Origin of the sequence: Sulfurospirillum sp., assembly GCF_036802865.1 — a bacterium.
Classification (GTDB): Bacteria; Campylobacterota; Campylobacteria; order Campylobacterales; family Sulfurospirillaceae; genus Sulfurospirillum.
In genome coordinates, this window is record NZ_DAIRVK010000002.1 from 507,667 (window position 1) to 531,391 (window position 23,725).

The 23,725-nt window shown below is 38.2% G+C and carries 23 protein-coding genes; 15 read left to right on the plus strand and 8 right to left on the minus strand.

Annotated elements, in window-relative coordinates:
• Positions 1 to 3: 3 nt before the first annotated feature.
• The 4 genes from larA to V7Q04_RS06945 form a co-directional block, all read right to left on the minus strand.
• Complete coding sequence (larA, locus tag V7Q04_RS06930) at positions 4 to 1,263, minus strand: nickel-dependent lactate racemase (protein WP_333804227.1); 1,260 nt, start codon at positions 1,261 to 1,263, stop codon at positions 4 to 6.
• 259 nt (positions 1,264 to 1,522) lie between these two features.
• Positions 1,523 to 2,083, minus strand: coding sequence for a Fe-S-containing hydro-lyase (locus V7Q04_RS06935; RefSeq protein WP_333804229.1), 561 nt, complete (start codon positions 2,081 to 2,083; stop codon positions 1,523 to 1,525).
• Between the two features lie 10 nt (positions 2,084 to 2,093).
• Positions 2,094 to 2,945, minus strand: a complete 852-nt coding sequence (locus tag V7Q04_RS06940) for a fumarate hydratase (RefSeq protein ID WP_333804231.1) — start codon at positions 2,943 to 2,945, stop codon at positions 2,094 to 2,096.
• Between the two features lie 225 nt (positions 2,946 to 3,170).
• Positions 3,171 to 4,532 (minus strand): anaerobic C4-dicarboxylate transporter, encoded by a 1,362-nt coding sequence (locus V7Q04_RS06945; protein ID WP_333804233.1) that lies wholly within the window; start codon positions 4,530 to 4,532, stop codon positions 3,171 to 3,173.
• Between the two features lie 269 nt (positions 4,533 to 4,801).
• Between V7Q04_RS06945 and V7Q04_RS06950 the strand changes: the two genes are divergently transcribed.
• Genes V7Q04_RS06950 through V7Q04_RS06970 form a run of 5 tightly spaced genes read left to right on the plus strand, consistent with a single transcriptional unit; the run spans position 4,802 to position 9,462 of the window.
• Positions 4,802 to 6,853 (plus strand): sensor histidine kinase, encoded by a 2,052-nt coding sequence (locus tag V7Q04_RS06950; protein ID WP_333804235.1) that lies wholly within the window; start codon positions 4,802 to 4,804, stop codon positions 6,851 to 6,853.
• The gene (locus tag V7Q04_RS06955; protein ID WP_333804237.1) at positions 6,850 to 7,500 is read left to right on the plus strand and encodes a response regulator transcription factor; all 651 of its coding nucleotides are present in this window, start codon (positions 6,850 to 6,852) and stop codon (positions 7,498 to 7,500) included. Before V7Q04_RS06950 ends, V7Q04_RS06955 begins: the two co-directional genes overlap by 4 nt.
• Positions 7,490 to 8,638: an MFS transporter gene (locus tag V7Q04_RS06960; protein ID WP_333804239.1), complete on the plus strand. Its 1,149-nt coding sequence runs from the start codon at positions 7,490 to 7,492 to the stop codon at positions 8,636 to 8,638. Before V7Q04_RS06955 ends, V7Q04_RS06960 begins: the two co-directional genes overlap by 11 nt.
• Positions 8,635 to 8,916, plus strand: a complete 282-nt coding sequence (locus V7Q04_RS06965; protein WP_333804240.1) for a hypothetical protein — start codon at positions 8,635 to 8,637, stop codon at positions 8,914 to 8,916. Before V7Q04_RS06960 ends, V7Q04_RS06965 begins: the two co-directional genes overlap by 4 nt.
• Positions 8,917 to 8,961: 45 nt before the next feature.
• Complete coding sequence (locus V7Q04_RS06970) at positions 8,962 to 9,462, plus strand: SixA phosphatase family protein (protein WP_333804241.1); 501 nt, start codon at positions 8,962 to 8,964, stop codon at positions 9,460 to 9,462.
• Positions 9,463 to 9,474: 12 nt separating this feature from the next.
• Here V7Q04_RS06970 and V7Q04_RS06975 read toward each other — a convergent pair whose 3' ends face one another.
• From V7Q04_RS06975 to tgt, 3 genes are read right to left on the minus strand one after another with little or no spacing between them, the layout of a single operon-like run.
• Positions 9,475 to 10,260, minus strand: a complete 786-nt coding sequence (locus tag V7Q04_RS06975) for a CorA family divalent cation transporter (RefSeq protein ID WP_333804242.1) — start codon at positions 10,258 to 10,260, stop codon at positions 9,475 to 9,477.
• Positions 10,257 to 11,321, minus strand: coding sequence for a tyrosine-type recombinase/integrase (locus V7Q04_RS06980; protein WP_333804243.1), 1,065 nt, complete (start codon positions 11,319 to 11,321; stop codon positions 10,257 to 10,259). The genes V7Q04_RS06975 and V7Q04_RS06980 overlap by 4 nt, the downstream gene beginning before the upstream one ends.
• Position 11,322: 1 nt before the next feature.
• Complete coding sequence (gene tgt / locus V7Q04_RS06985) at positions 11,323 to 12,444, minus strand: tRNA guanosine(34) transglycosylase Tgt (RefSeq protein WP_333804245.1); 1,122 nt, start codon at positions 12,442 to 12,444, stop codon at positions 11,323 to 11,325.
• Positions 12,445 to 12,487: 43 nt separating this feature from the next.
• On the opposite strand from tgt, the gene V7Q04_RS06990 reads away from it, so the two are divergent.
• The 9 genes from V7Q04_RS06990 to V7Q04_RS07030 all read left to right on the plus strand — a co-directional run bounded on the left by V7Q04_RS06990 (position 12,488) and on the right by V7Q04_RS07030 (position 21,522).
• Entirely contained in the window at positions 12,488 to 13,891 is a 1,404-nt protein-coding gene (locus V7Q04_RS06990) for a COG3400 family protein (protein WP_333804247.1), read from the plus strand.
• 47 nt (positions 13,892 to 13,938) lie between these two features.
• Positions 13,939 to 14,985, plus strand: a complete 1,047-nt coding sequence (aroB, locus tag V7Q04_RS06995; protein ID WP_333804248.1) for a 3-dehydroquinate synthase — start codon at positions 13,939 to 13,941, stop codon at positions 14,983 to 14,985.
• A complete protein-coding gene (locus V7Q04_RS07000; protein WP_333804250.1) occupies positions 14,978 to 16,591 on the plus strand; it encodes a mechanosensitive ion channel domain-containing protein in 1,614 nt (537 codons plus the stop codon). The genes aroB and V7Q04_RS07000 overlap by 8 nt, the downstream gene beginning before the upstream one ends.
• Positions 16,572 to 17,816, plus strand: a complete 1,245-nt coding sequence (mtaB, locus tag V7Q04_RS07005; RefSeq protein WP_333804251.1) for a tRNA (N(6)-L-threonylcarbamoyladenosine(37)-C(2))-methylthiotransferase MtaB — start codon at positions 16,572 to 16,574, stop codon at positions 17,814 to 17,816. Before V7Q04_RS07000 ends, mtaB begins: the two co-directional genes overlap by 20 nt.
• Positions 17,803 to 19,464 (plus strand): ATP-dependent metallopeptidase FtsH/Yme1/Tma family protein, encoded by a 1,662-nt coding sequence (locus V7Q04_RS07010; RefSeq protein ID WP_333804252.1) that lies wholly within the window; start codon positions 17,803 to 17,805, stop codon positions 19,462 to 19,464. The genes mtaB and V7Q04_RS07010 overlap by 14 nt, the downstream gene beginning before the upstream one ends.
• On the plus strand, positions 19,451 to 19,960 hold the full coding sequence (gene bioV, locus V7Q04_RS07015; RefSeq protein ID WP_333804254.1) for a pimelyl-ACP methyl ester esterase BioV: 510 nt from the start codon (positions 19,451 to 19,453) through the stop codon (positions 19,958 to 19,960). The genes V7Q04_RS07010 and bioV overlap by 14 nt, the downstream gene beginning before the upstream one ends.
• Positions 19,957 to 20,319 carry a thioredoxin family protein gene (locus V7Q04_RS07020; RefSeq protein ID WP_333804255.1) on the plus strand — a complete coding sequence of 121 codons (363 nt, stop codon included), beginning with the start codon at positions 19,957 to 19,959 and terminating at the stop codon, positions 20,317 to 20,319. The genes bioV and V7Q04_RS07020 overlap by 4 nt, the downstream gene beginning before the upstream one ends.
• 89 nt (positions 20,320 to 20,408) lie before the next feature.
• On the plus strand, positions 20,409 to 20,747 hold the full coding sequence (locus tag V7Q04_RS07025) for a DUF3465 domain-containing protein (RefSeq protein ID WP_333804256.1): 339 nt from the start codon (positions 20,409 to 20,411) through the stop codon (positions 20,745 to 20,747).
• Positions 20,748 to 20,775: 28 nt separating this feature from the next.
• On the plus strand, positions 20,776 to 21,522 hold the full coding sequence (locus V7Q04_RS07030) for a hypothetical protein (protein ID WP_333804258.1): 747 nt from the start codon (positions 20,776 to 20,778) through the stop codon (positions 21,520 to 21,522).
• A gap of 73 nt (positions 21,523 to 21,595) precedes the next feature.
• On the opposite strand, the gene V7Q04_RS07035 is transcribed toward V7Q04_RS07030, so the two are convergent.
• Positions 21,596 to 22,594 (minus strand): LLM class flavin-dependent oxidoreductase, encoded by a 999-nt coding sequence (locus V7Q04_RS07035; protein ID WP_333804260.1) that lies wholly within the window; start codon positions 22,592 to 22,594, stop codon positions 21,596 to 21,598.
• Between the two features lie 194 nt (positions 22,595 to 22,788).
• Here V7Q04_RS07035 and V7Q04_RS07040 point away from each other — a divergent pair, with 194 nt between their 5' ends.
• Positions 22,789 to 23,706 (plus strand): glutaminase, encoded by a 918-nt coding sequence (locus V7Q04_RS07040; RefSeq protein ID WP_333804261.1) that lies wholly within the window; start codon positions 22,789 to 22,791, stop codon positions 23,704 to 23,706.
• Positions 23,707 to 23,725: the final 19 nt, after the last annotated feature.

Here is a 23,725-nt window from a genome sequence, read left to right on the forward strand (position 1 = left end):
TCCTTATTTATTCACCAATTTTGGAACCGTAATTGAACCAAAAGGAAGCACTATAATACTTGCATTTTCGCCTTTTTCGGCAAGGGCATCCTCAAGCGCTACATTTAAATCATGGTAAGGCTTCAAGTGCACCGCTTTCATCTCTTCATCGCTCAGTTCACTCACTGCCCAACTTTGCGCCCAAAGGTTAATTTCTGCCATCTTCGCTGCTTTATGATAACCTAATTTGTAGCCACATTTAATTTTATTGAGTACTTCTTGCGCGCAATGTGCTGAACTCATCAGTTTGAAAAAGCCTTCTTCACCAATACCTGTACGGCATTTGGCAACCATGATTAAAATACCATTCTCTTTCAATGCAAGTTTGCCATTATCGAGGGCTTTTTGAGATTGGTAAAGGTCGATATCCATAGGGTAGGGAGCAACAGAGATAACAATGTCAGCTTTTTGTGGAATGTTAACACAAAAAACTTCATCCGCTTTATCAATCGCTGCGTAAAAAGAATCACTCAAATCTCCCGCTCGCACAGCGCAAATATCATGGTCGCTATCAAGTACCGTCATAATGGCAAAAACATCAATGTGTTTTAAAACACTCATGGCATCCATCATGTCTTCATGGACAGGGTTACCTTTAAGGCTCAACGCTTGTGCATTGGGATGAAGCGCTAAAAGGTGATTTTGCTGAATGGTATCGTATGCTGCAACACCCGGTAAGAAACCTTTTCTACCGCCCGTATAACCCGCAAAATAGTGTGGCTCAACCGAACCAATCACGCACACTTTTTTAGCTTCTGCAACAATTTTATTGAGATACATCTCCGTACCATTGGTTGATTTACCAAGGTAAACCATCGGATCGTTATGAGAGTCATGACTCCAAAGACGATTTTTAGCTTTCAAATCTTCATAAATCTCTTTACCTAAGATAAAATGCCACTCTTCCTCGCTAGGTGCTCTATGACAGCCCGTTGCTACAATGAAGAAGATGTCTTTATCTTTGATTTGTGGGTAAATACGTGCCAATACTTTACGTGTTGGAGTAGGGCGTGTACCATCATTGACAATAAAGACAATACGCTCATTAGTATCGCTAAACATATCAAATGCTTCATGGCCAATAGGATGGGCAAGCGCTTCATCAATCGCATGATTGTAGTCCATTTTAGGAACACTATTGGGGTTATAAACACCTACTAACTGTTTTTCGCTAATATTCAGCTCAAATTTTTCATCTTTACCATAGCCAACTGTAACTTTCATCCATGATCCTTTATCACTATTTCTATATTTTCTCACTCAAACCCAATTTACTAACTGTTAAAACACTCTTATAAAGGCCTTCAATTATTATATGTGATATTTTATCACCAATAAAACAATATTTGTAAAATTTTTATCGAAAAAAATGACACACACGAAAGAACCAAGATAGATTTTGATAAAAATTTTATTTTATAAAAGAACATAAGGGAAAGCCCAAAAATAGGCTTTCCCTTCTTGATTGTTTTAAAGAAGAGTTTTAAAATACTTCGTATTGAGCGCGACCAATTTTGTAAAGATCTGCACCGAAAGTATCGTTAATAACCGTTAAAGGGAAATCAACAACTTCAAGTCTTCTGATAGCCTCAGGTCCCAATTCTGGGTATGCGATAACTTCAGCACTTTTAATTTGGCGTGCTAGAAGTGCACCCGCACCACCTGTTGCACCAAAATAAATTGCTTTAGATTTCACACAAGCATCAAGCACTTCTTGACTTCTTTTACCTTTACCGATCATACCTTTAAGACCTTGCTCATTGATAAGTTTTGGAGAGTAAGAGTCCATTCTGTAACTTGTTGTTGGGCCTGCACTACCGATTGGATCACCTGGTTTTGGAGGAGTTGGTCCAACAAAATAGATTACCGCGCCTTTCATGTCAAATGGAAGAGGTTGTCCTGCATCTAAAAGATCGACTAATTTTTTATGCGCCGCGTCACGTGCTGTATAAACAACGCCTGTTAAATAAACAATATCGCCTGCTTTAAGTGGTGTTACATCTGCTTCAGTAAGTGGTGCTGTTAAATGATAAGTTTTGCTCATTATATTCTCCTTATAGCTTAATATGCATGTGGCGTGAGCTGTGGCATTGAACGTTAACGCTCACTGGTAAACTTGCGATATGGCAAGGGTTTTTCTCGATATGAACACCAAGAACAGTATTTGTACCGCCCATACCCATAGCGCCGATACCCAAGTTATTAAGAAGAACCATTAACTCTTCTTCCATTGATTCGAGTACTGGATCTGGATTTTTGCTTCCAAGCTCTCTAAAGAGTGCATGTTTAGAAGAGATTACCGCTTTTTCAAATGTACCACCGATACCAACACCAACAGTAAGTGGAGGACATGGATTTGGACCTGCATCAGAAATAACTTGTTTAACGTACTCGATAATACCTTTTCTACCTTTTGCTGGAGGAAATACAGTTGCGCGAGAAACGTTCTCAGAACCGCCACCTTTTGCAGCGTATTCAATGTCTAGTTCATCGCCTTCAACAATGTCAAAGTGAATGATCGCTGGAAGGTTGTATCCAACTTCATCTTTAAGGTTAGCACGTGTATCCCAATGACAGGTAGATGCTCTTAAATAACCCTCTTTGTATCCTTGCTCTGTTCCCGCATTGATTGCTTTTTTTAAGCTACCGCCAACCACTTTAAGATCTTCGCCTACTTTAACAAAGAAAACTGCTAAGCCTGTATCTTGGCAAAGAGGTCTTGCTTCATTCGCTGCGATATCAGCATTATCTAAAAGTTGTTTAAGAACTTGTTTACATACTTCACTTTTTTCTGTGTTGTATGCATCTTCTAATGCTTTATAAGCATCTTTAGGCAAGTTTGTTGCACTGTAAAGGATCATGTCCTTTACACTCTTAACGATGTCTTCGTACTTAATTTCTCTCATTTTACCTCTCCGAAAAAGTTGGTTTTTGGTTAAAACTGATTTTAGGCACTTTAAAAAGTACATAAAATCAATTTTATCATTTTCTACCCCAAAACGATGGGGTAGAGGTGCTTAGTTGAGTTTACATTTAAAAGGAGGCACCTCTACAGATATTTACATCTAAGTATCTGTAAAAATGCTTTTTAAAGTTCTGCCCTCATAAAGAGGGCAGAAACTGACTACGAATTAGATCAAACCGTAAAGTTTTGCAAAGAAGAAACCACAGAAACATGCAGTGGTTACACCTACAAAACCTGGCAAGATAAAGCTATGATTGATAACGAATTTACCAATTTTAGTTGTACCTGAACGGTCAAATGAAAGTGCCGCAATATCACTTGGGTATGTTGGAAGAATCCAATAACCGTAAGCAGCAGCAGCAAATGCAGCGATCATACCTGGTTCAACGCCTACGGCAAGAGCGATAGGCACCATAGATGAAACCGCAGCCGCTTGTGAGTTGATGAGTTTAGAAATAAGGATCAAAACAACCGCATATGCCCATGGATAGACTTTTACAAGGTCACCCATGCTAGATTTAATATCAGCAGTGTGTGCACCAAACATTGTGTGTGTCATCCAAGCGATACCAAAAACAGCAATAACCGCAGTCATACCCGCTTTGAAAACATCACTCTCGACCATAGCTTTAGTTTTAAGATCTGCGACAATATAAATAACAGCAGCAGAAGCCAACATAAACATTTGGATAGCATCAACCATTGAAAGTGGTGTTAATTTACCTTTAATTGTAAAGGTTGGAACCAATGATGGGAACATACCCAAAATTGCGATAACTGCAATGGTACCAAGGAAAAGCCATACAGAAGCATATTGTCTACTTGTAAACTCTTTACCTAGTAATGTAGCAGTTGAACCATACACATATTTTTTTGCTTCAGGATCTTTGATAAGTTCTTGAAAATCTGGATCTTTATCGAGATCTTTACCTCTAAACATACTTACAAAACCAACAACCAAAACACCGATTAATGCTGAAGGCATTGTAATTTGGAGAAGTTGGATTAATGAAAGATCTTGACCATTAACTAACGGATGTCCTTTCATAAGCGCGATCATAGAAACAACAGCAACAGATGCTGGTGAAATCATAATACCCATTTGTGCTGCAATCGTACTCGCTGCCATTGCACGCTCTGGTCTATTACCTGTTTTAATAGAAATATCATAAATAATAGGAAGCAATGTATAAACAACGTGACCTGTACCACAAAGGAATGTCAAGATAATTGTTGTTACTGGTGCTAAGACGGTAACATAACGAGGATGTTTTCTCAATACTTTCTCAGCTTGTTGTAACATAACATCAAGTCCACCAGACGCTTGAAGTGCAGAACCAGCACAAACAACAGAAAGCATAACCAACATAACGTCAATTGGAGGATGACCGGGAGCAAGTTGAAAACCAAAAACAAAGATAATAACACCGATACCACCGATAAGACCTAGTGCTATACCACTCTTTCTTGCTGCAAAGAACAAGATGACGAGTACTACAAGCAACTGTATCCAAAACATGCTTGACATGAAAACCCCTTATATAAAGTTTTTATATTACAACTTAAAAGCGCAATATAATTTCAGAAAGAATTATATTCTCCAATTTAGGATATAAATGAGACCTTTTTGATAATATAACAAAAAAATATGTCTGGAAACCAATGTTAAACTTAAAAATAATAATTATTTTATTTATTTACAGCTCTTTTTTATATTCAAATGAAATTTTGCTTCTTCATTCATATAATAAAGGCTTAAAATGGAGTGATGGTATTTCTCGTGGCATTGAGGATGTTATGCAAAAACATCCTCAATATGAACTTACGACTGAGTATATGGATAGCAAAAAGATAGATTCAGATAACTACTTTGCAGAATTGCTTGATCTTTATAAAAAGAAATTCAGCAATCGTAGCTATAAAGCAATCATTGCAGCAGATAATTATGCCTATGATTTTGTTCGTAAATATCACCATGAGCTCTTTCCTAATACACCTGTTGTTTTCTGTGGGGTCGAAAACTTTAATCCCAAAGATCTTGATGCGTATCTTAAACAATATATCACTGGTGTCATCGAATACAAAGATATACGAAAAAATCTTGAATTAATTTATAAACTCTTTCCTGCCATTAAAATGGTTTACATTATAAGTGATGATGCGTATTCTTCTCTCATCATTAAAGATCAGATAATAGAAGAGTCAAACCATTTTAAAGATAAATTCCGTGTTTCATTTGATAATCAAATTGATTTTAATACTATTGATGAAAAAATCGCAAAGCTTCCAAAACAAAGTGCCATATTATTTACAAGTTTTTACAGAGACGTTAACGACCAATACATTCCTTATCATAGGCTACAAGGATTTTTTCAACGCTCACCGTTTCCTATTTTTGCACTCAATCATATTCATGTTGGAGAAGGTGTCATTGGTGGATTTATGGTTAATCCTTATGAACAAGGAGCACTTGCTGCTAAAAAAGCATTTGAACTTATTAATGGTAAAAAAATCACTTCTGTTCCTATTGAAACACCCAATGGTAAATATTTCTTTGATAACAATATTTTACGTAAATTTACTATTTCTCTGAGTGATATTCCAAATCCATCTGAAGTGCTTAATGGTGTTGAAGGTTTTTATGAAAAACACCGTAAGTTTGTTGAAAATGCATTTGCACTTATGCCATTGCTACTGTTACTTACAACCATTCTTGTGCTTAACATTATTAAGCGTATCTCTTTGGAAAAAGAGCTCTTGCGCCAAAATAGACTTGATTATGTTTTATTAAATAACATACAAAGTGCTATTTTCTGGAAATCAAATGATGGGAAAATTCTTGGATGTAATGATCTCTTATGTCAAATTTTGGAGCGAAACAAACTGGATATTATAGGCAAACATGTCAAAGAAATCATGCCAACTATCTGTGATGCCATTCAAGAAGTCCCACTGGATTGCCCCAATAGTGCTGAAATAGAGATGCAAGTTCCTTTCAAAGACAAAATTGTCTTTTCCGTACATCGCACTTACTACACAGATGAAAACAACCATGAAGCGGGCGTTGTTACCATCTTAACAGACATTACAGAAAAAAAACGTGTCGATACTGAACATAAGCGTCACGAACAATTTGTTATTCAACGCTCCAAACAATCCGAAGTAGGTGAGATGATCGCCAGTATCGCACACCAATGGAAAACACCTTTGGTGGAAATCTCTGCTATTGCACAAGAACTTATATACAAACGCCGAAAAAAGGTTCTTGACGAAGAAGATACCCAAAAATTTGTCGATGACATCATGACACAAGTGAAGTATATGTCAAGTACCATCGATGATTTTAGGCAATTTATCAAGCCTTCTTCGATGCAAACGGCATTTGATGTACGTGAAGCCATCGATACACTCTTAACCGTCGTTAACCACAATGTCAAATACAATTATATTACGATCAATATTCTCCAAAAACAACCAGAGCAACTCTTAGCTTTTGGTTACCCTAATGAATTTAAACAGTGCGTTTTAAACATCATTAATAATGCAAAAGATAGTATTGTAAAAAGAAGAGAGACAAAAACAACCGATGGCATCATTGAGATTGAACTTGACAGTGATGAAAACAACATTTATCTCTCCATTAGTGATGATGGTTGTGGTATTGAAAAAAATAAACTAGAGTCTATCTTTGATCCGTTCATGAGTACGAAAGCCAATGGTGATGGTTTTGGGCTTTATATGGCACGTTTGATTATTGAAGATAAAATGGGCGGCAAAATAATCGCCAAACAAAGAAAGAGTGGTGCACAAATTTGCATTACCATTAATAAAGCCAAAGGAGCAGCATGAAAATATTGATACTGGAAGATAATGAACGCTTAGCCAATCTTATTGTTGAAGCTTTAGAGCAGAAAAAATACCATGTTGATCTTTTTAAAGATGGAAAACTTGCCCTCGAAGCCATTGATAACGGTTATGACTGTTTTATCTTGGATATCAATGTCCCTGGTATCGATGGACTCAGCCTGCTTAAAGAGATTCGCAGCATGGATGATTCTACGCCTGCTATTATTATCAGTGCCAATGTTGAACTGGATACCATCCAAGAAGCCTACAGCAAAGGATGCGACGAATACCTCAAAAAACCTTTTTATATGTATGAACTCGAAACAAAAATCGAAAAGCTCTGTCGTCCTAAAATCTCTCTTGTAACATTACAAAATGGCTTTACGTACTCCATGCAAAATGAGCAACTTCTGGATGAAAAAGGAGAAGAAATAAAGCTTGCAAAAAAAGAGATTCTTCTCTTGAACCTTTTTACCAAAAATCTCAATAAAAACATCTCTTTTGAGCGCATTGAACAGTATGTATGGGGTGGGGAACTCACCACAACGGAAAATATCCGTGCGCTCGTCAAACGTCTTCGTAAAAAACTTCCTGATGACACCATCGAGAATCAAGGTGGCATAGGATACCGACTCAATTATGAACATTAAATCATTTTTTGCCACACGAGAACAGCTACTCTACCTTCTAGCCGCTGCTGTTCCCATCGCATTTACTGCGTGGAATGCACTTTTAAATAATTTTGTTGTCGAAGTAGCAGGATTTGATGGTGAAAAAATTGGACTTCTTCAAAGTATTCGCGAAATTCCAGGGCTTCTAGCCTTTAGTATTGTTTTTATTTTGATGATTTTTCGCCAACAGAGCGCGGCATATTTTTCATTGTTGCTCTTAGGTTTGGGAACACTTATAACAGCCTTTTTTCCTTCAACTGTAGGTCTTTACATCACAACACTCATTATGTCTATAGGATTTCACTATCTTGAAACCTTGCACAGTTCACTTTCACTCCAATGGATTGATAAAGCGCAAGCACCTACATTCCTTGGAAAAATATCAGCAGTACGATCATTTATGGCGCTGTTTATTTTAGCCACACTGTATGTGATGATGAAAGTTTTTAATGTAGGCTATATTACCGTTTATGTTCTCAGTGGTGGTCTGACGATGCTGCTTGCTATAGTGGCTTGGGTGGGATTTGAACATTTTAAAGATGATGTTGTGCAAGAAACCAAACTTTTTTTACGCAAAAAATACTGGCTTTTTTATCTCCTTACATTTCTTGCTGGGGCACGCCGTCAGATTGTTGTTGTTTTTGCAGGTTTTTTACTTGTTGAGCAGTTTCATTTTAGTGTAGAAAATATGCTATTGCTTCTAAGTGCCAATACCATCATCAATATGATTTGTGCACCCTATGCAGGGAAACTCATTGAACGTTTTGGTGAGAATCTTTCACTAAAACTCGAATATATTTGTATAGTTCTCATTTTTATCCTATATGGTTTGGTACAATCTCAAGCGATGGCAGTGACTTTGTATATTTTAGATAATCTTTTTTATACTATAGCCATTGCCCTAAAAACCTATTTTCAAAAAATAGCTGATCCCAAAGATATATCTGTCACTTCGGGCGTTGCTTCTGCAATCAACCATATTGCGGCTGTTTTCTTGCCCTTTACCTTTGGTATCATTTGGATTAATTCGCACAGCGCTGTCTTTTTTATAGGTGCTGCGATTGCCTTTATTGCGTTTTTGTTGACATTTTTTATATCTAAAAAGGAGCCTGCATGAGTTTACAGGTAAAGGAAGATTTTTTACAATTTGATGATTATCAGCCAGATGCAAAGGATTATAATGCATCGACCTATTTTGAGTTAGAAGGCAGTGAAAAATTTGATAAAACTTCCGCTAAACAGATGCTCGTGATGATGAACCGCATTTCAGCAGATTTACGATTAGATTCATATTCGATGAAAAAGCTTGAAGTCGTCCTGAGAGAAGAACTTCCATTCTTTGCTGTAAACCGCAGACTCGTCCTAAATTGGGTCAATGAAAACTTTTTATTTTAATCTCATCCTTTGTCGTCTATAATAAGCATACGAAAAAGAGGGTACATGAAAAAAATTTATTTTATTAGACATGCAAAATCAAGCTGGAAAGATGAAATGTTAGCCGATTTTGATAGACCTTTGAATGGTCGAGGTAAACGAGACGTTGTCTTTATGGGAAAACGTTTGAAGATGTTCGATGTTATGCCAGACCTTATCTATACCAGTCCTGCAAAAAGAGCTGAAAAAACAACCAGAGAGCTCGCGCGTGAAATTAATTGTGATAAAAAGAAAATCAAAAGCATTGATGCCCTCTATGAAGGCTCATATGAGAGTTATCTTGAACTGATTCATTCCACCGATGACAAACACGCCTCTGTCTTTATCATCGCACACAACCCTGCCATTACCGAAGTAGGGGAACGTCTTAGTGGCGCTATTTTAAGTAATATTCCTACATGTGCCATTGTCTGTATCAGTTTTGATGTTTCAAGTTTTAAAGAGATCACCGAAGAGAGCGGGCACATTCTCTTTTTTGACTATCCTAAAAAACACCTCAAAGACTAAAAAAAGAGTCTTTTAAAGTCTCTTTTTCAAAAACAAAATTAAACCCGTCATAATAATCGCACAACTTGCCATGATAAGTGTCACTAAAGCTGTACCATAAGGAATTTCACTAAAAGGAAGTCCTTGAGAGTTCATCCCAAAATAACCTGCAACAAAATGTAAAGGCAAGAAAATGCCTGAGAGCATTGTCAAAAGATAAATCGTTCGATTCATTTTTTCATTACTACGGGTCGTATAAAAATTGTACAAGTTGTTGAGTTTATCCGTTGCAAGGAGGGCAGAGCGGTTGGTACGACCAATATGCTCATGAATATCTTGAAAATGAATCGCTAAAAAATCTTCTTCTTTAAGATACGTTGTTATAAATGTATTGAGTACTTCAACACCCAAATTAAGGACTCTGTGAATTCTACTCAGATCTTTTTTATTGGCAAGCCAGTAGTGCATAAAGTTTGAAAAACCTGCATTGTCATACAATTTTTCCTCCATCAAATCAATTCCCTCATGCATAGAAGCTACCAAAGCCATCGTTTCATTCGTTTTTTCATTTAAAAATTCATACACATGTTGCATCGTCTCAAAATTCACAAATTCAGCTTTTTGCTTGTCAAAATAGTAGTACGACGCATGGTCAAAAACAAAGGCATGAGACTCCATAGTAAGGCATGTATCACTATAATGAGGCAGTGTTAAAATCAAAATATCATACGCCTCTTCTTCAATAAAACTTGAAGGATGCGTAGGGTTTTTAATGTCTGATAAGTGAAAACTGTCAACTTTTTCAAAAAGATTTTTCATGATATTCCATCCATAGTATCAGCTGCTATTTTAAGACGCTCTTTATCAAAGTGGGTATAAATACGTGAGGTATTGAGATCAGCATGTCCAAGGGCTTCTTGAACCAAAATTAAATCGTGATTTTTTTGATAAAGCAGCGTTGCAAAAGTATGACGCAACATGTGCGCACCGTTTTTTTCTTTCCTTATTCCTGCTTGCATCAGCATTTTATCCATAATATAACTCACATAGGCTTGGGTTAAAGGCTTTCCCGTACGACTTTGAAATAACAGCGCATTTTCAGAGCTTCTGTATCCCATCCATTCGTTTAAATCATGTTCAATGTGTTCGACTTTGATCATGGCAGTTCTTGGTTTATTTCCTTTACCTTTGATCTGAAAGATGAAATAATCACCTTCGCGAACCATGTCCTTAAGCCTTAGTCCTAAAGCTTCACTGACACGCATTCCTGTAAAAATAATCATTTTGATAAGAAGTCTGTTTTTTGCCTGTACATAAGGTTTAAATTCGGTCTCTTCGATGGCTTTAAAAAAGCGAGTAAGTTCTTCTTTGTACATATGTGCTGGCAATTTTTCACCACGACTGCCACCAAGACCTCCCCAATTTTTGAGCTCAATTCGAAACTGATGCGAATTGCCTTTTTCATCTTCATTTTGCTTGTCAATAAATTTAAACAGTGAAATAATAGCAATACGATAGTTTTTCTTTGTCGCATCAGAGAGTGAGCCTGTTTGTGAGGCTAAAAATTCACTCAAAAGCTCTTCATCAATCTCTTTTAAAGATGTAATCCCCATGGGTAGGGCATAGTAGTAAAACTTCTCCAAAGGATTGATAAAAAGGTTAATACCAATAAGCCCTATATTTCGGGCTTCTTTGGCAAGATTTTTAAGCTCATCCATGCTTTTGCACCCTTGGTTAAGAGCGCCAATAATGGCTGAAAGTTTTGCATTTTCTTCAACATGGCGGTTGGATAAAGAAGTAAGTTTCGACTTAATAAATCGATCAAGCCAAAAGAGTAAGCTCTTTTCAAAATTCTCTTTCACATCCACCTTATAGCGCATCTTATTTGGCTCGTTTTGCGTAAAATTCCGCTTTAAAAGAGGCAAAACGACCTTCTAAAATCGCTTGACGCATTTGTTTCATTAATGTCAGATAATAGTGAAGATTGTGAATGGATGCAAGCCTAAAATAGGTCAGTTCCTTGGCACGGAAAAGATGGTGCAAGTAGCCTCGTGAATAGTTCTTACACGTAAAACAGTCACACTCTGGATCAATGGGCGCTTCATCTCTTTGGAACTTCGCATTTTTGATGCTAATTTTGCCAAAAGAGGTAAAAAGTGAACCATTGCGGGCATTTCTGGTTGGCATAACACAGTCAAACATATCCACACCACGCTCCACGTTTTCAACCAAATCTTCAGGTGTGCCAACACCCATCAAATAGCGAGGTTTATCTTTTGGCATTAAAGGAGTCACAAATTCAACTGTTTCATACATATCGGCATTGGCTTCACCCACACTCAACCCGCCAATGGCAAAACCATCAAAGGGTAGGGCGCAAAGTTCATTAGCACTGATACGACGAAACTCTTTATCGGTTCCACCTTGAATGATCGCAAAAATATTTTGATGAAGACCAATACCTTCAGACTGTTTTTGTTTATGATACGTAATGGCACGCTGAGCCCAATCAGTCGTACGTTTGATGGAAAGTGCTATGCGCTCTTTTGTTGCGGGAAGTGCAACAAGATCGTCTAAAATCATCATAATGTCAGAGTTAAAGTTGTACTGAATATCCAGTACCTTCTCAGGTGTAAAATAGTGAGAAGAACCATCAATATGGCTTTTAAACATAATGCCATTCACATCTGCTTTTGAAATATCGCTTAAGCTAAACGCTTGAAATCCACCGCTATCGGTCAAAAAACTGTTTGGAAATTTTGTAAAGCCATGAAGTCCGCCAAAATGTTTAATGACTTCATCATTTGGGCGTAGGTAAAGATGGTAGGTATTACCTAAAATTATTTGAGCGCCTAGCATTTCGCTCATATCAACAGCATCTAAGCTTTTTACACTGCCCACAGTTCCTACAGGCATAAATACAGGTGTTTGGATGGTGCTGTGTGCCGTTTTTATCGTACAAGCACGAGCAAAGCCATCGGTTTTATCTATCTGAAATTCCATTTTAGTTACAATATCCTCTTTATTTTATAGGGAGTCGATTACAATGAAGAAAATTTTAATCATCGCTGATGGCATTCTAGCAAAACAATTTTTAGAAAAGGTTATGGAAACCGAAGCTGGAGAAAATAGCTACACCATCGTTACCTATAAAGAAGAGACTTTACCTAAAAAACGCCCTGAAAATTTTAAATTTTTTGAATTTGATCCAACAAGCTACGAAAAACTCACTATTGTCCTCAACGAGCAATTTTTTCAAGTGATGATTATTATGTCCAATGAGTTGGATGTAAAAGCGACATACCAAAACATCCGAAAAGTGGATGGGAAAGTGCGTATTGTCATCATGGACAGATGGGACTTAAAAATCGAAGACAAACGTCTTTTAATGCTCAACTCACGCGAAATTCTTGCTTCTCGTTTTACCGACCACCTTCCAAACACACCTATTGTTGCACAAAATATCGGTCTTGGTATTGGCGAGATTATGGAAGTATCTGTACCTGTGGGAAGTGCTTATGCCTACAGACATTTAGCTTCCATTGAGCAGAGTAAATGGAAAATTGCAGCAGTGTACCGCTCTAACACACTCATTTTGCCTCGACCTGCACTTATGTTGTTACCTAACGATCTTTTGCTTCTGGTAGGCGATCCTAAAGTGTTGCAAAGTGTTTTTAAAAGTATCAAACGCGAACTTGGTCAGTTTCCTTCTCCTTTTGGAAGCAGTATTTACTGCCTTATCGATATGTTACGCATGAATGACAACGAAACCGACTTGCTCATCAACGACGCACTTTTATTACACTCAAAACTCAACAGCAACAAATTACATGTAAAAATCATCAACCCAACATACTCAAAATCACTTGAAAAAATCAAAAGTTACAGCAATCACCACATTAACGTTATGATTGATTACTTTGAAACGCAACCGCGTAAAGTACTCAAAGAAGATACTGAAAAAATGGACATTGGTCTCATTGTTGTGATGAATAGATTTTTCCAACATAATAAACGCACGCTTTACAAAACCAAACTACCGATTTTTAAAATGGGAACACGTGGCTTTGGTAGCCTCAATCAAGGTGTTGTTTTAAGCAATGATGCCCATGAAATCGAGCAAGAATCTTCAGTCATTTTTGACGTTGCAACCCAACTTTCATTGGAGTTAAAACTCTACAGCTACAATCCTGACCATGAAAATGAAAAAAACAGCCTCATCGAGCACTTTGACAACCTATCCAAAATATTTGGACGTGAAGTTGATGTCGTTCAAAGTGATAAAAATCCACTGGTTAAACTTCGCCATCGCGATAATATTTTGCAATTTTTACCGTTTAGTCCTAAAATATTGGAAGCAAATATTCTTTCTATTTTTTCGACTGATATGGAAAAACTTCACTTCAAACTTGCTGACAATTACCAGCTGTTCATCCCAATCAATGCATAATTAAGTGCTTTTTGAGTATTATAGAAACAAAAAAATTTGGATAGCGCATGCAAGTCAATGTTGTCTTAAAAAAACCCGCTTCAAAAGATTACAGTGTCCATATTGACACATTAGAAAAACTCGTTTTTGATACAAAGGTTCTGGTCGTCACCAACACTACGGTAGCGGCTTTGCACCTCGAAACACTCAAAACACATCTTGTTGCAAAAGAGCTTCACATACTCATTCTCCCTGATGGCGAAATGTATAAAAATTTTGAAAGTTTGAACCTCATTTTGAATGCATGTTTTGAGCACCGTTTGGATCGCCAATCGTTGCTTATTGCTTTTGGAGGAGGGGTCATTGGTGATATGACAGGCTTTGCCGCTTCCATTTACCAAAGAGGTATTAATTTTATTCAAATTCCTACCACGCTTTTAGCACAAGTAGATGCCAGTGTCGGTGGAAAAACAGGCATCAATAACACGTATGGCAAAAACCTCATTGGCTCTTTTTGGCAACCTCGTGCTGTTTATTGCGAAAGCATGTTTCTTAAAACCTTACCCAAACGTGAATTTGCAGCAGGTGTCGCAGAAATCGTTAAAATGGCAGTCACATTCGACAAAGACTTTTTTGAATGGTTAGAGACACACGACCTTTATGATGAGACAAACCTCAAAGTTGCTATTTATAAAAGCATTGCTATTAAAGCCGATGTCGTTTCCCAAGACGAGACAGAAAAGGGCATTCGAGCAGTATTAAACTACGGACATACGTTTGCACATGTCATTGAAAATCAGACCAATTACAGTACATATTTACACGGGGAAGCCGTTGCCATTGGTATGGTCATGGCAAATACACTTTCTCAAAAACTTGGTCTTTTAAGTGATGAAGAAGCAGGGCGCATCAAGACTCTTTTAGAGCGTTACGCACTACCCATTCACTATAAAATCGACTCACTTGAACTCTTTTACGATTCTTTCTTTTTAGATAAAAAAAGTGCTAATGATAAAATAACCTTTATTTTAGCCGAGGGCATTGGTGGCAATGATATGCGCAATGACATCCCAAAAGAAGTTGTGTTAGAAGCACTAGGAGATGCCAATGTTTAAAAACATTCTTTGGCTCGTTTTTGTTACATGTAATCTTCTCTTAGCGGCTGAAACAACGGCTACAACCAAACTTGAAGATTCCATCAAAATAGATTCTATTCGTCAAAAAATTGTAGCCATTGATGAATCCATTCAGGACAACTTGTGGTTTAAGCGTTATGGCAACTATTTAAGTTACCAAAAATTGATTGAAGAACTTTCAACTGTAGATGCTGAACTCAAAAAAGTTAAAAATGCAAAAGACAAAATCACGATTGAAAAACGCGAAAGACTGGCAAGTAAGCAAGAATCTCTCGAAAAACAGATTGAACTTTTACAAGAGTTTAAAAACTCTCCCTTTAGCAGGATGGTTGAGTCAACAGAGCTAGAGAGTTACCCCAAAATCACCAATCCGTTGGCAATTATTTCAGCACTTTCCTACATTAAAAAAATTAAACAAGACAGTATGGATTATAAAGCTCGTATTGATCGTTTAGATTTTTTAGTCGTTAAACTCAAAGAAAAGCTCTCACTTGTTGAAGAAATTTATCAAATCGAGTCAATCATTACCAACGAAGACATGGTCTATGAAGCACAAAAAGAGCTTAACGCGTTTATAGCAGCACAAGAAATCGCCAATACCAGTTACTCTTTACATGTTAAGAAAGTAGAAGAAGCAACCATTCGTGTTACGCAAGACATTACACTCCAAGTCAAACGCGCTTTTAATATTGGTATTTTTATTGTTGTTGTTATTGTTTTCTCACTTTTGCTCAAATTTGTTGCAAAACGCTATATTAAGGACAATGAACGCTTTTATACCGCCAATAAAATCATCAATTTTGCCAACGTAACACTCATTTTACTGATCTTACTTTTCTCCTACATTGAGAATGTTTCATACCTTGTCACCGTTTTAGGATTTGCTTCTGCGGGTATTGCCATTGCGATGAAAGACTGGTTTATGAGCATTTTAGGCTGGTTGGTCATCGTTTTTGGTGGTAGTTTCCACGTTGGCGACCGCATAAAAGTAAGAAAAGATGGACTCTCTTATGTAGGTGACATTATCGATATTTCACTCCTTCGTATTACAATTTTTGAAGACATTACCTTAACCAGTTATGTTGAAAACAGACGTTCTGGACGTGTTATTTTCATTCCCAACAATTATATTTTTACAACACTCATTTCAAATTATACGCATAGCACTATTCGTACGGTTTGGGACGGTATTGATATTTTTATTACATTTGAATCTAACCATAAAAAAGCCGTTCATATTATTAGAGAAATTACCAAAAAATATGCCAAAGGCTACACCGATATCGCGCGTAAACAACTCAACCTCTTACGCAATCAATACAGCCTTAAAAACACCAACATTGAACCACGCATCTACTCATTTATCGAACCACAGGGTATGTGCATTAGTACATGGTATATGACAAACTCTTATGCTGCATTGACGCTTCGTAGTACGATTTGTAGCGAAATTATTGATGCTATCAATAAAGAAGATGACATTGTTATTGCCTACCATACGCAAAATATCAATCTTGGTCAACAACAAAGACCTCCTTTTCCACCCGATGAACTAAAGAGTCCTGATGAAAAAAGTCTTTTTTAAAACATTTGGTTGTCGTACCAATATCTACGATACCCAAGTCATGATGGAAAATCTCAAAGATTTTGAAGTCACGGAAGAGGAAAAAGAAGCAGACATTATCGTTGTAAACTCCTGTACCGTCACCAATGGTGCGGACACAGGGGTAAGAAGCTACATTAACCACGCGACCAAAGAGGGCAAAAAAGTCATCATTGCAGGGTGTGGAGCCATGAGCAAAGGGGAGAGCCTTTTTAGTCAAAAAAAGGTTTTTGGAGTCATGGGTCACTCGGAAAAAGTCCAGATCAATACGCTTTTAAAACAAGAAATACCTTTTTATCAAATCGGCGATCTCACATCCTTGGATGAGACCATCGTACACGAGTACACTGGCAAAACCAAAGCTTTCATCAAAATTCAAGAAGGGTGCAATTTTAGGTGTAGTTATTGCATCATTCCCTATGTCAGAGGCAATGCACGAAGCCAAGATGAGAACAAAATCATCACACAAGTGGAAAAACTAGCCCTCAATGGCTATGGCGAGTTTGTGCTTACAGGTACAAACATCGGCAGTTACGGCAAAGACAAAAACAGTTCACTGGGTAAGTTAGTACAACGCTTAGGAGCCATCAGAGGAGTACGTCGTATTCGTTTGGGAAGCATTGAACCTGTTCAGATCGATGATAGTTTCCGCGAGATTTTGGGTGAGCCATGGTTAGAGAGACATTTACATGTTGCACTTCAACATACATCAGAGCGTATGCTTGAGCTTATGAGAAGACGCAATAACGTCAAACGAGACTTGGAACTTTTCCAAGAACTCAGCGAACGAGGATTTGCGTTAGGAACCGATTACATTACAGGGCATCCTGGAGAAACTGAAGAAATTTGGCAAGAGGCGTACACAACGCTAGAGCAGTTTCCACTCACACACATCCATGCTTTTACCTACTCAAAACGCGACGGAACCCCTTCAAGTACGATGAAACCTGAGGTAAAAGGCGATGTTGCTAAAGAGCGTCATAAGAGCATTGAAGCACTTGTAGAGTCGAAAAACATTACTTTTAGACAAAAAAATAATGCAATACCTTTAAATGTCTTGGTCGAAGAGCACAAAGACGACCACTACATCGGATACGACCAATTCTTCAACAAAGTCATCATTCAAAGTGAACGTGACCTGCTCAAAGAGTGGGTAACCATCGAAAAGTACGAAATCAAACAGGAGGCAAACTATGCGCGTTTTTAAATCCCAAAAACTCATGCTCGCCTTAATGGCACTGAGTATCTTTGCAGTACTACTTGCTTTTGGGTATTTGCGTATATCTCCTAAAATCATTGATTTGCCGACCTATCATGCACTTTTAGAAAGCGGTAGCATCAAAAAAGCGAAAGTGGAAGACAACGAAGTGCTTCTTTATGGGCTCAATGACCATTTTGTCATCATTAAAGATGGCATTGACATTGGTGAGCTTCTTAAGAAAGTACCTATTGAAGTTCAAAAGTCTAGCCCATTTTTTGAAGACCTTATCATTTTAGGAATGCTGGGGAGTCTGCTTTTTGCTCTGCTCATTTATGCACGCAAAAAACGCGCTGAAGATGTTAAAAAAGAGCAAGAAACCAGCCAAAAAGCTTATGCGAGTTACGATCCTTTTATGAGTAGCATCATTCGCCCTGTGCGCGCACAAGTCAGTTTTCGTGATGTTGCAGGCATCAAAGATGTCAAAGAAGAACTTGAAGAGATCGTTGATTTTCTCAAAAACCCTGCACGATATAAACGCTATGGTATTACCTTACCCAAAGGAGTCCTTCTTGTAGGCCCTCCAGGGGTCGGTAAAACGATGATCGCTAAGGCAGTAGCAGGTGAGGCGAGTGTGCCTTTCTTTTACCAAAGCGGTGCGACCTTTGTGCAGATTTACGTGGGCATGGGTGCAAAGAGAGTTAAAGAGCTTTTTTCCCAGGCCAAAGCCCATGCGCCTTCCATCATCTTTATCGACGAAATTGATGCCGTAGGACGTGCTCGTGGTGGTATGCGAAATGACGAGCGTGAATCAACGCTTAACCAACTTCTCACCGAAATGGACGGCTTTGAAGATAGCAGTGGCGTTATCGTCATCGCCGCAACCAACAAAATCGATATCATTGATGAAGCACTTCTTCGTTCAGGTCGTTTTGATAGACGCATCTTCATCCCACTTCCCGATAAAAATGACCGCTTAGAGATTTTAAAAACCTATATGCGCAACAAACCTACCGAAGTTAATTTGGATGAACTTGCGAACATGAGTGTGGGCTTTAGTGGTGCAGCGCTTGCAACATTTGTCAACGAAGCCGCCATCAACGCACTTCGCCGTGGTTCGACCATTCTTGAACTTAGCGATTTTACAGCCGTACGCCAAAAAGTGTTAATGGGTAAGAAAAAAGTACTCAGCTTCTCCGATGAAGAGAAAAAAATCCAAGCGCTTTATCAAGCCGCAAAAGCGCTGTGTGCGTATTGGTTCGAGATAGACTTCGACAAAATCAGCATCGTCAATGACCGACTCAAAGACATCGACCGAGAAATTGAGTCTAAAACCCAAATGCTCTCCAAAATCAAAGTTTACCTCGCGGGCATGGTAGCCACCAAGATCGCTTACAATGAAAAATTTACCAATGCCACTGAAGACCTTAGCCGTGCAACTGCCATAGCAAAAGAGATGGTCGAAGTGTACGGCATGGGTGAAAAACTCATTCCTTATGAGAGTGACATACTCTTCATCTTGGAGAACGCACAAACAGAACTTGAACATTTTTTAGAGGGCATGAACACCGTACTTGCCAAAATCTCCGATGAGCTCTATACCGTTGAGAGTATCTCAAAAGTCCGTCTTAAAGCCATCATCGATGAAGTTCTTTAGTGGTTTTTGCCTTGCAAACGAGCAAGAACTCTTTACTCCCTATCTAAAACCAAGCGATTTCACCGTCGCTGGCTTTAGTTATGGAGCCATAAAAGCCCTAGAATACGCCCTTACGTGTAAAGAGCGCATCGACACACTACAACTCTTTTCACCTGCCTTTTTCCAAGATAAAGACGCCAAATTTAAAAAGCTTCAAACGCTATCATTTTCAAAAAGCAAAGACACTTATACACAAAATTTTATGCAAAATATTGTGTATCCATCCATGTTTGACATGCAACCATTTTTTCAAAAAGGAACTCTTGAAGAGCTGGGTGAGCTTTTGAACTACACATGGGATGAAGAACATTTACGCTCTTTGCAAGAGAGAGGCGTGAACATCGAAGTCTATGTAGGCGAATGTGACACTATCATCAACGCGATAAGCGTAAAAGATTTTTTCATACCTTTTGCAAGCGTTTACTACCTCAAACGAGTAGGGCATATTTTAAAATGATGCAATGTTTAGATGAAGCATCCGTTTTAAAACGCTTACATGAGCCTTCCCCTCGTGCTTTTTTCCTTCTGTTCTACACCACCCAATGCAGTCAATGCAAAATCGCCCACGCAAGAGTAGAGCGCGTCATGCAAAATGGTATCTTTGAAGTGGACTTTTTTACATGTAATCTTGATGTTGCCCCCAAGGTGAGTGAACATTATGGTATTCGCTCTGTGCCTGTGTGTATGACTTACAACCAACAAGGCGAGCAACAAAGGGTTGAATATGGTTTAAAATCCGAAGCCGTTTATGAGAGTATGGTACTAGGTGTCAATACACAAACAGGTGATCCTAAATCACGGTTGTTGGGGTTTTGATGCTTTAACATTAAATGAAAAAAGTCAAGCCCTGACCTCTATTTTTTTGGCTTATTCTGATTGATTAATTATATATGGAGTTTTAAAAAATGAAAAAATTATTGTTTATGATGCTGATAAGCTTGGAAGTCTTTGCAGGTACACCACTGTGCGATTCTGGCAAAGTCATTAAACTGCTCAGTGATGATAACGTCGGCAATCGCCATCAACGCTTTATCGTCAAGTTATCGTCGGGAAAAACGCTGTTAATCGCACACAACATAGACCTTGCGCCCAAAGTAACTACGTTGCAAGAGGGTGGAGTAGTGAAATTTTGTGGTGATTTGGAAACAAACGATAAAGGTGGCGTAGTACACTGGACACACCGTGACCCACACAATAAACACGTTGCTGGCTACTTAGAATATAATGGGCAGAAATACGAGTAATCCATATCAGATTAAAATAGGGAAGAATATGTGTCTTTACAATAAATCGAAAATGATACTGAGAAAAACAGAATGGGTTATACTTGATAAAAAAAATACACCAAATGGATTGATTGATAACATCGTTGATAAGAGTTTTTATCAGCGAATCATTGATCCAATTAAATTAATGAAGAAAGCAGCAAATGAAATTTGGGAAAGAACGTCATTATGGTTTTTCATTTTTTTCATCATTTTAGTTCTGTTACTTATTTTTTATGCGCAATTGAATAAATACTTTTCTTCCACTATGCTTTATGAAATCGGAACTATTCGTAATTATGCACCTCTAATTATTTATTTTTTAACCATCTTAATTACTTATTTTTTATTTGCATTCCGTATGCCGTCCATTACAAGAGAGACATTTGTCAATGAAAAAAATATTAACAAGATTATTTTAAATATCCAGCATGATATTATCAATGAAAAAGAGGCTGATCTTATAGAAAAAAACTTGTCTGATTTAGCAGAGTCTGCAAAACGTAGAAAAATACTGATTCGACTTGTTACCATTGCCGCAATTACTTACATGTTTAGACAAGGGAATGAATGGTTTGGAAGCAGTACAATACTAACTTTTATAGTTGCAGTTTTTTTTGAAATGTATGCGTTAGGAAGTAAAGCTATTTTTGCAAATGCAAAATATGCTGTTCGAGAAATATCACTCCAATACAGTAATGCAAAAAACAATTTACAATTATCAATCGAGAATATAGACTCGCATGCTTCTTAATACCCTGAAAATCAAAAAAAGAAAAGAGGTGAGAGGCTACTCTTTTAATGGAAATATTTAAAAGTAGCTTATCTCACTCAAACCAACCCCTCGAAATCAACTCATAAGATTTTATTCTATCCTCTGGATTATAGATCATGGAGTTTATCATCACTTCATTGGCTCCTGTTCTCTGGGCAAGGCTTTCAAGTTTTTCTTTAACAAATGCGGGTGTTCCCCAGATGGACTCCCTTGTTTTATGTCTTATACTGGTTTCTTCCCACTTTTCCCATAAACGACTCATATCGTTTGTGGGTTTGCATAACGGGCTATTATCACCACGTTGGAGATGGAGAAACTTTTGAAGTTCTGTTGTTGCTAGGTATTGGGCTTGTTCCATTGTTTCGGCACAAACGACATTGATGCAGATGATCATATAAGGCTCTTTTAATTGCGCAGAGGGCTTAAAATTGGCACGGTAGAGTTTTATGGCATCTTCCATATCATCTGGGGCGAAGTGTGAGGCAAACGCAAAAGGCAATCCCTTTTCTGCCGCTAATTGCGCACTAAACGTGCTCGAACCAAGTAACCAGATGGGAATGTCGAGTCCATAGCCCGGAACGGCTTTGATGCCTTTTGTGCCCGATTTATCTGATAAAAAGTATTGTAATTCTTCAAGCATTCTAGGAAAGTCTGAGCCGTCATTGTTTATGTCACGTCTAAGGGCAAGCATGGTCTGTCTATCTGTCCCAGGGGCTCTTCCTAAACCCAAGTCTATTCTACTAGGATACAAAGACTCTAACGTTCCAAATTGTTCAGCGATAACGAGTGGTGCATGGTTTGGCAGCATAATCCCACCTGAGCCTATCCTGATCGTTTTAGTTTTTGCGCCAATGTAACTCAATACAACCGATGTTGCGGCACTCGCAATTCCGCTAAAATTGTGATGTTCTGCTACCCAATAACGTCTATATCCAAACGCTTCAACCTCTTGAGCTAGTTTTGTGCTGTTTTCTATGGCTTGCGCTATGGTGAAGCCTTCTCCTACAGGGATAAGATCTAAAACCGATAAAGATATTTTTTTATTTGGCATGTTTCTCTCCAGTTAAAAGCATTGTATCTAAACACTACCAACATTACCTCAACATCTAACGTTTAAAATTTCAGCTATTTTGATTTTGATGAGGGAAAGATGGTGATTTCACTTCATTGAACTCAAAATACTTTTCATGCAAAGCCATTCTGCTCTTGCTATAATGGTGTATCTCAAAAAAGTAGGGCAATGCGATGTTAGATTATCAAGCGATTCTTGACGAGATAGCGCACGAGATAAAGCCTTTTTTGAACGAAGGAAACGTCGCAGACTACATTCCTGAACTCGCCAATGTCACACCAACGCACTTTGCGATGTCGCTCATGTGTATTGATGGAAGAAGCTTTCATGTGGGAGACTATGAAAAGCGTTTTTCGATTCAGAGCATTTCCAAGCTTTTTACCCTCGCTATGGCGATGCAACTCGTCGATGAAAAGCTGTGGGAGCGCATCGGTAAAGAGCCTTCGGGTTCGGCGTTTAACTCGCTCATCCAACTCGAATACGAAAATGGCATCCCCCGCAATCCATTCATCAACGCAGGCGCACTCGTCGTTACGGACATTATTTTGACTGAACTTAAAGACGCTCATGCAAGTGTGTTGGAGTTTTTACGCATACTCACCCAAAAAGATGACATCAACTTTGACTTTCATGTCGCCAAATCAGAAGCCACCACGGGGTATCGTAACCAAGCCATGGCAAATTTTCTTAAAAGTTTTGGCAACCTTGAGCATGAACCGCACCGTGTGTTAAATGCTTACTTTCACCACTGTTCTATCGCGATGAACACCCAAGAACTCTCCCGTGCAGGACTTTTCCTTGCCAATCAAGGCATACAACCGTGGCTCAAAGAGCCTGTACTCACAGCACGCCACGTCAAACGCATCAATGCGCTCATGCTCACCTGCGGAACATACGACTCTGTGGGAGACTTTGCCTACCGAGTGGGCTTACCTGCCAAAAGTGGCGTAGGAGGAGGTATCCTAGCCTCACTCCCGAACCATTTTACTCTCTGTGTCTGGTCACCAAGACTAAACTCAAAAGGAAACTCATATGCTGGAACGAAAGCGTTAGAGCTTTTTACGACAAAAACGAAGCTTTCTATTTTTTAATCTGGATTAAACGAGAAAT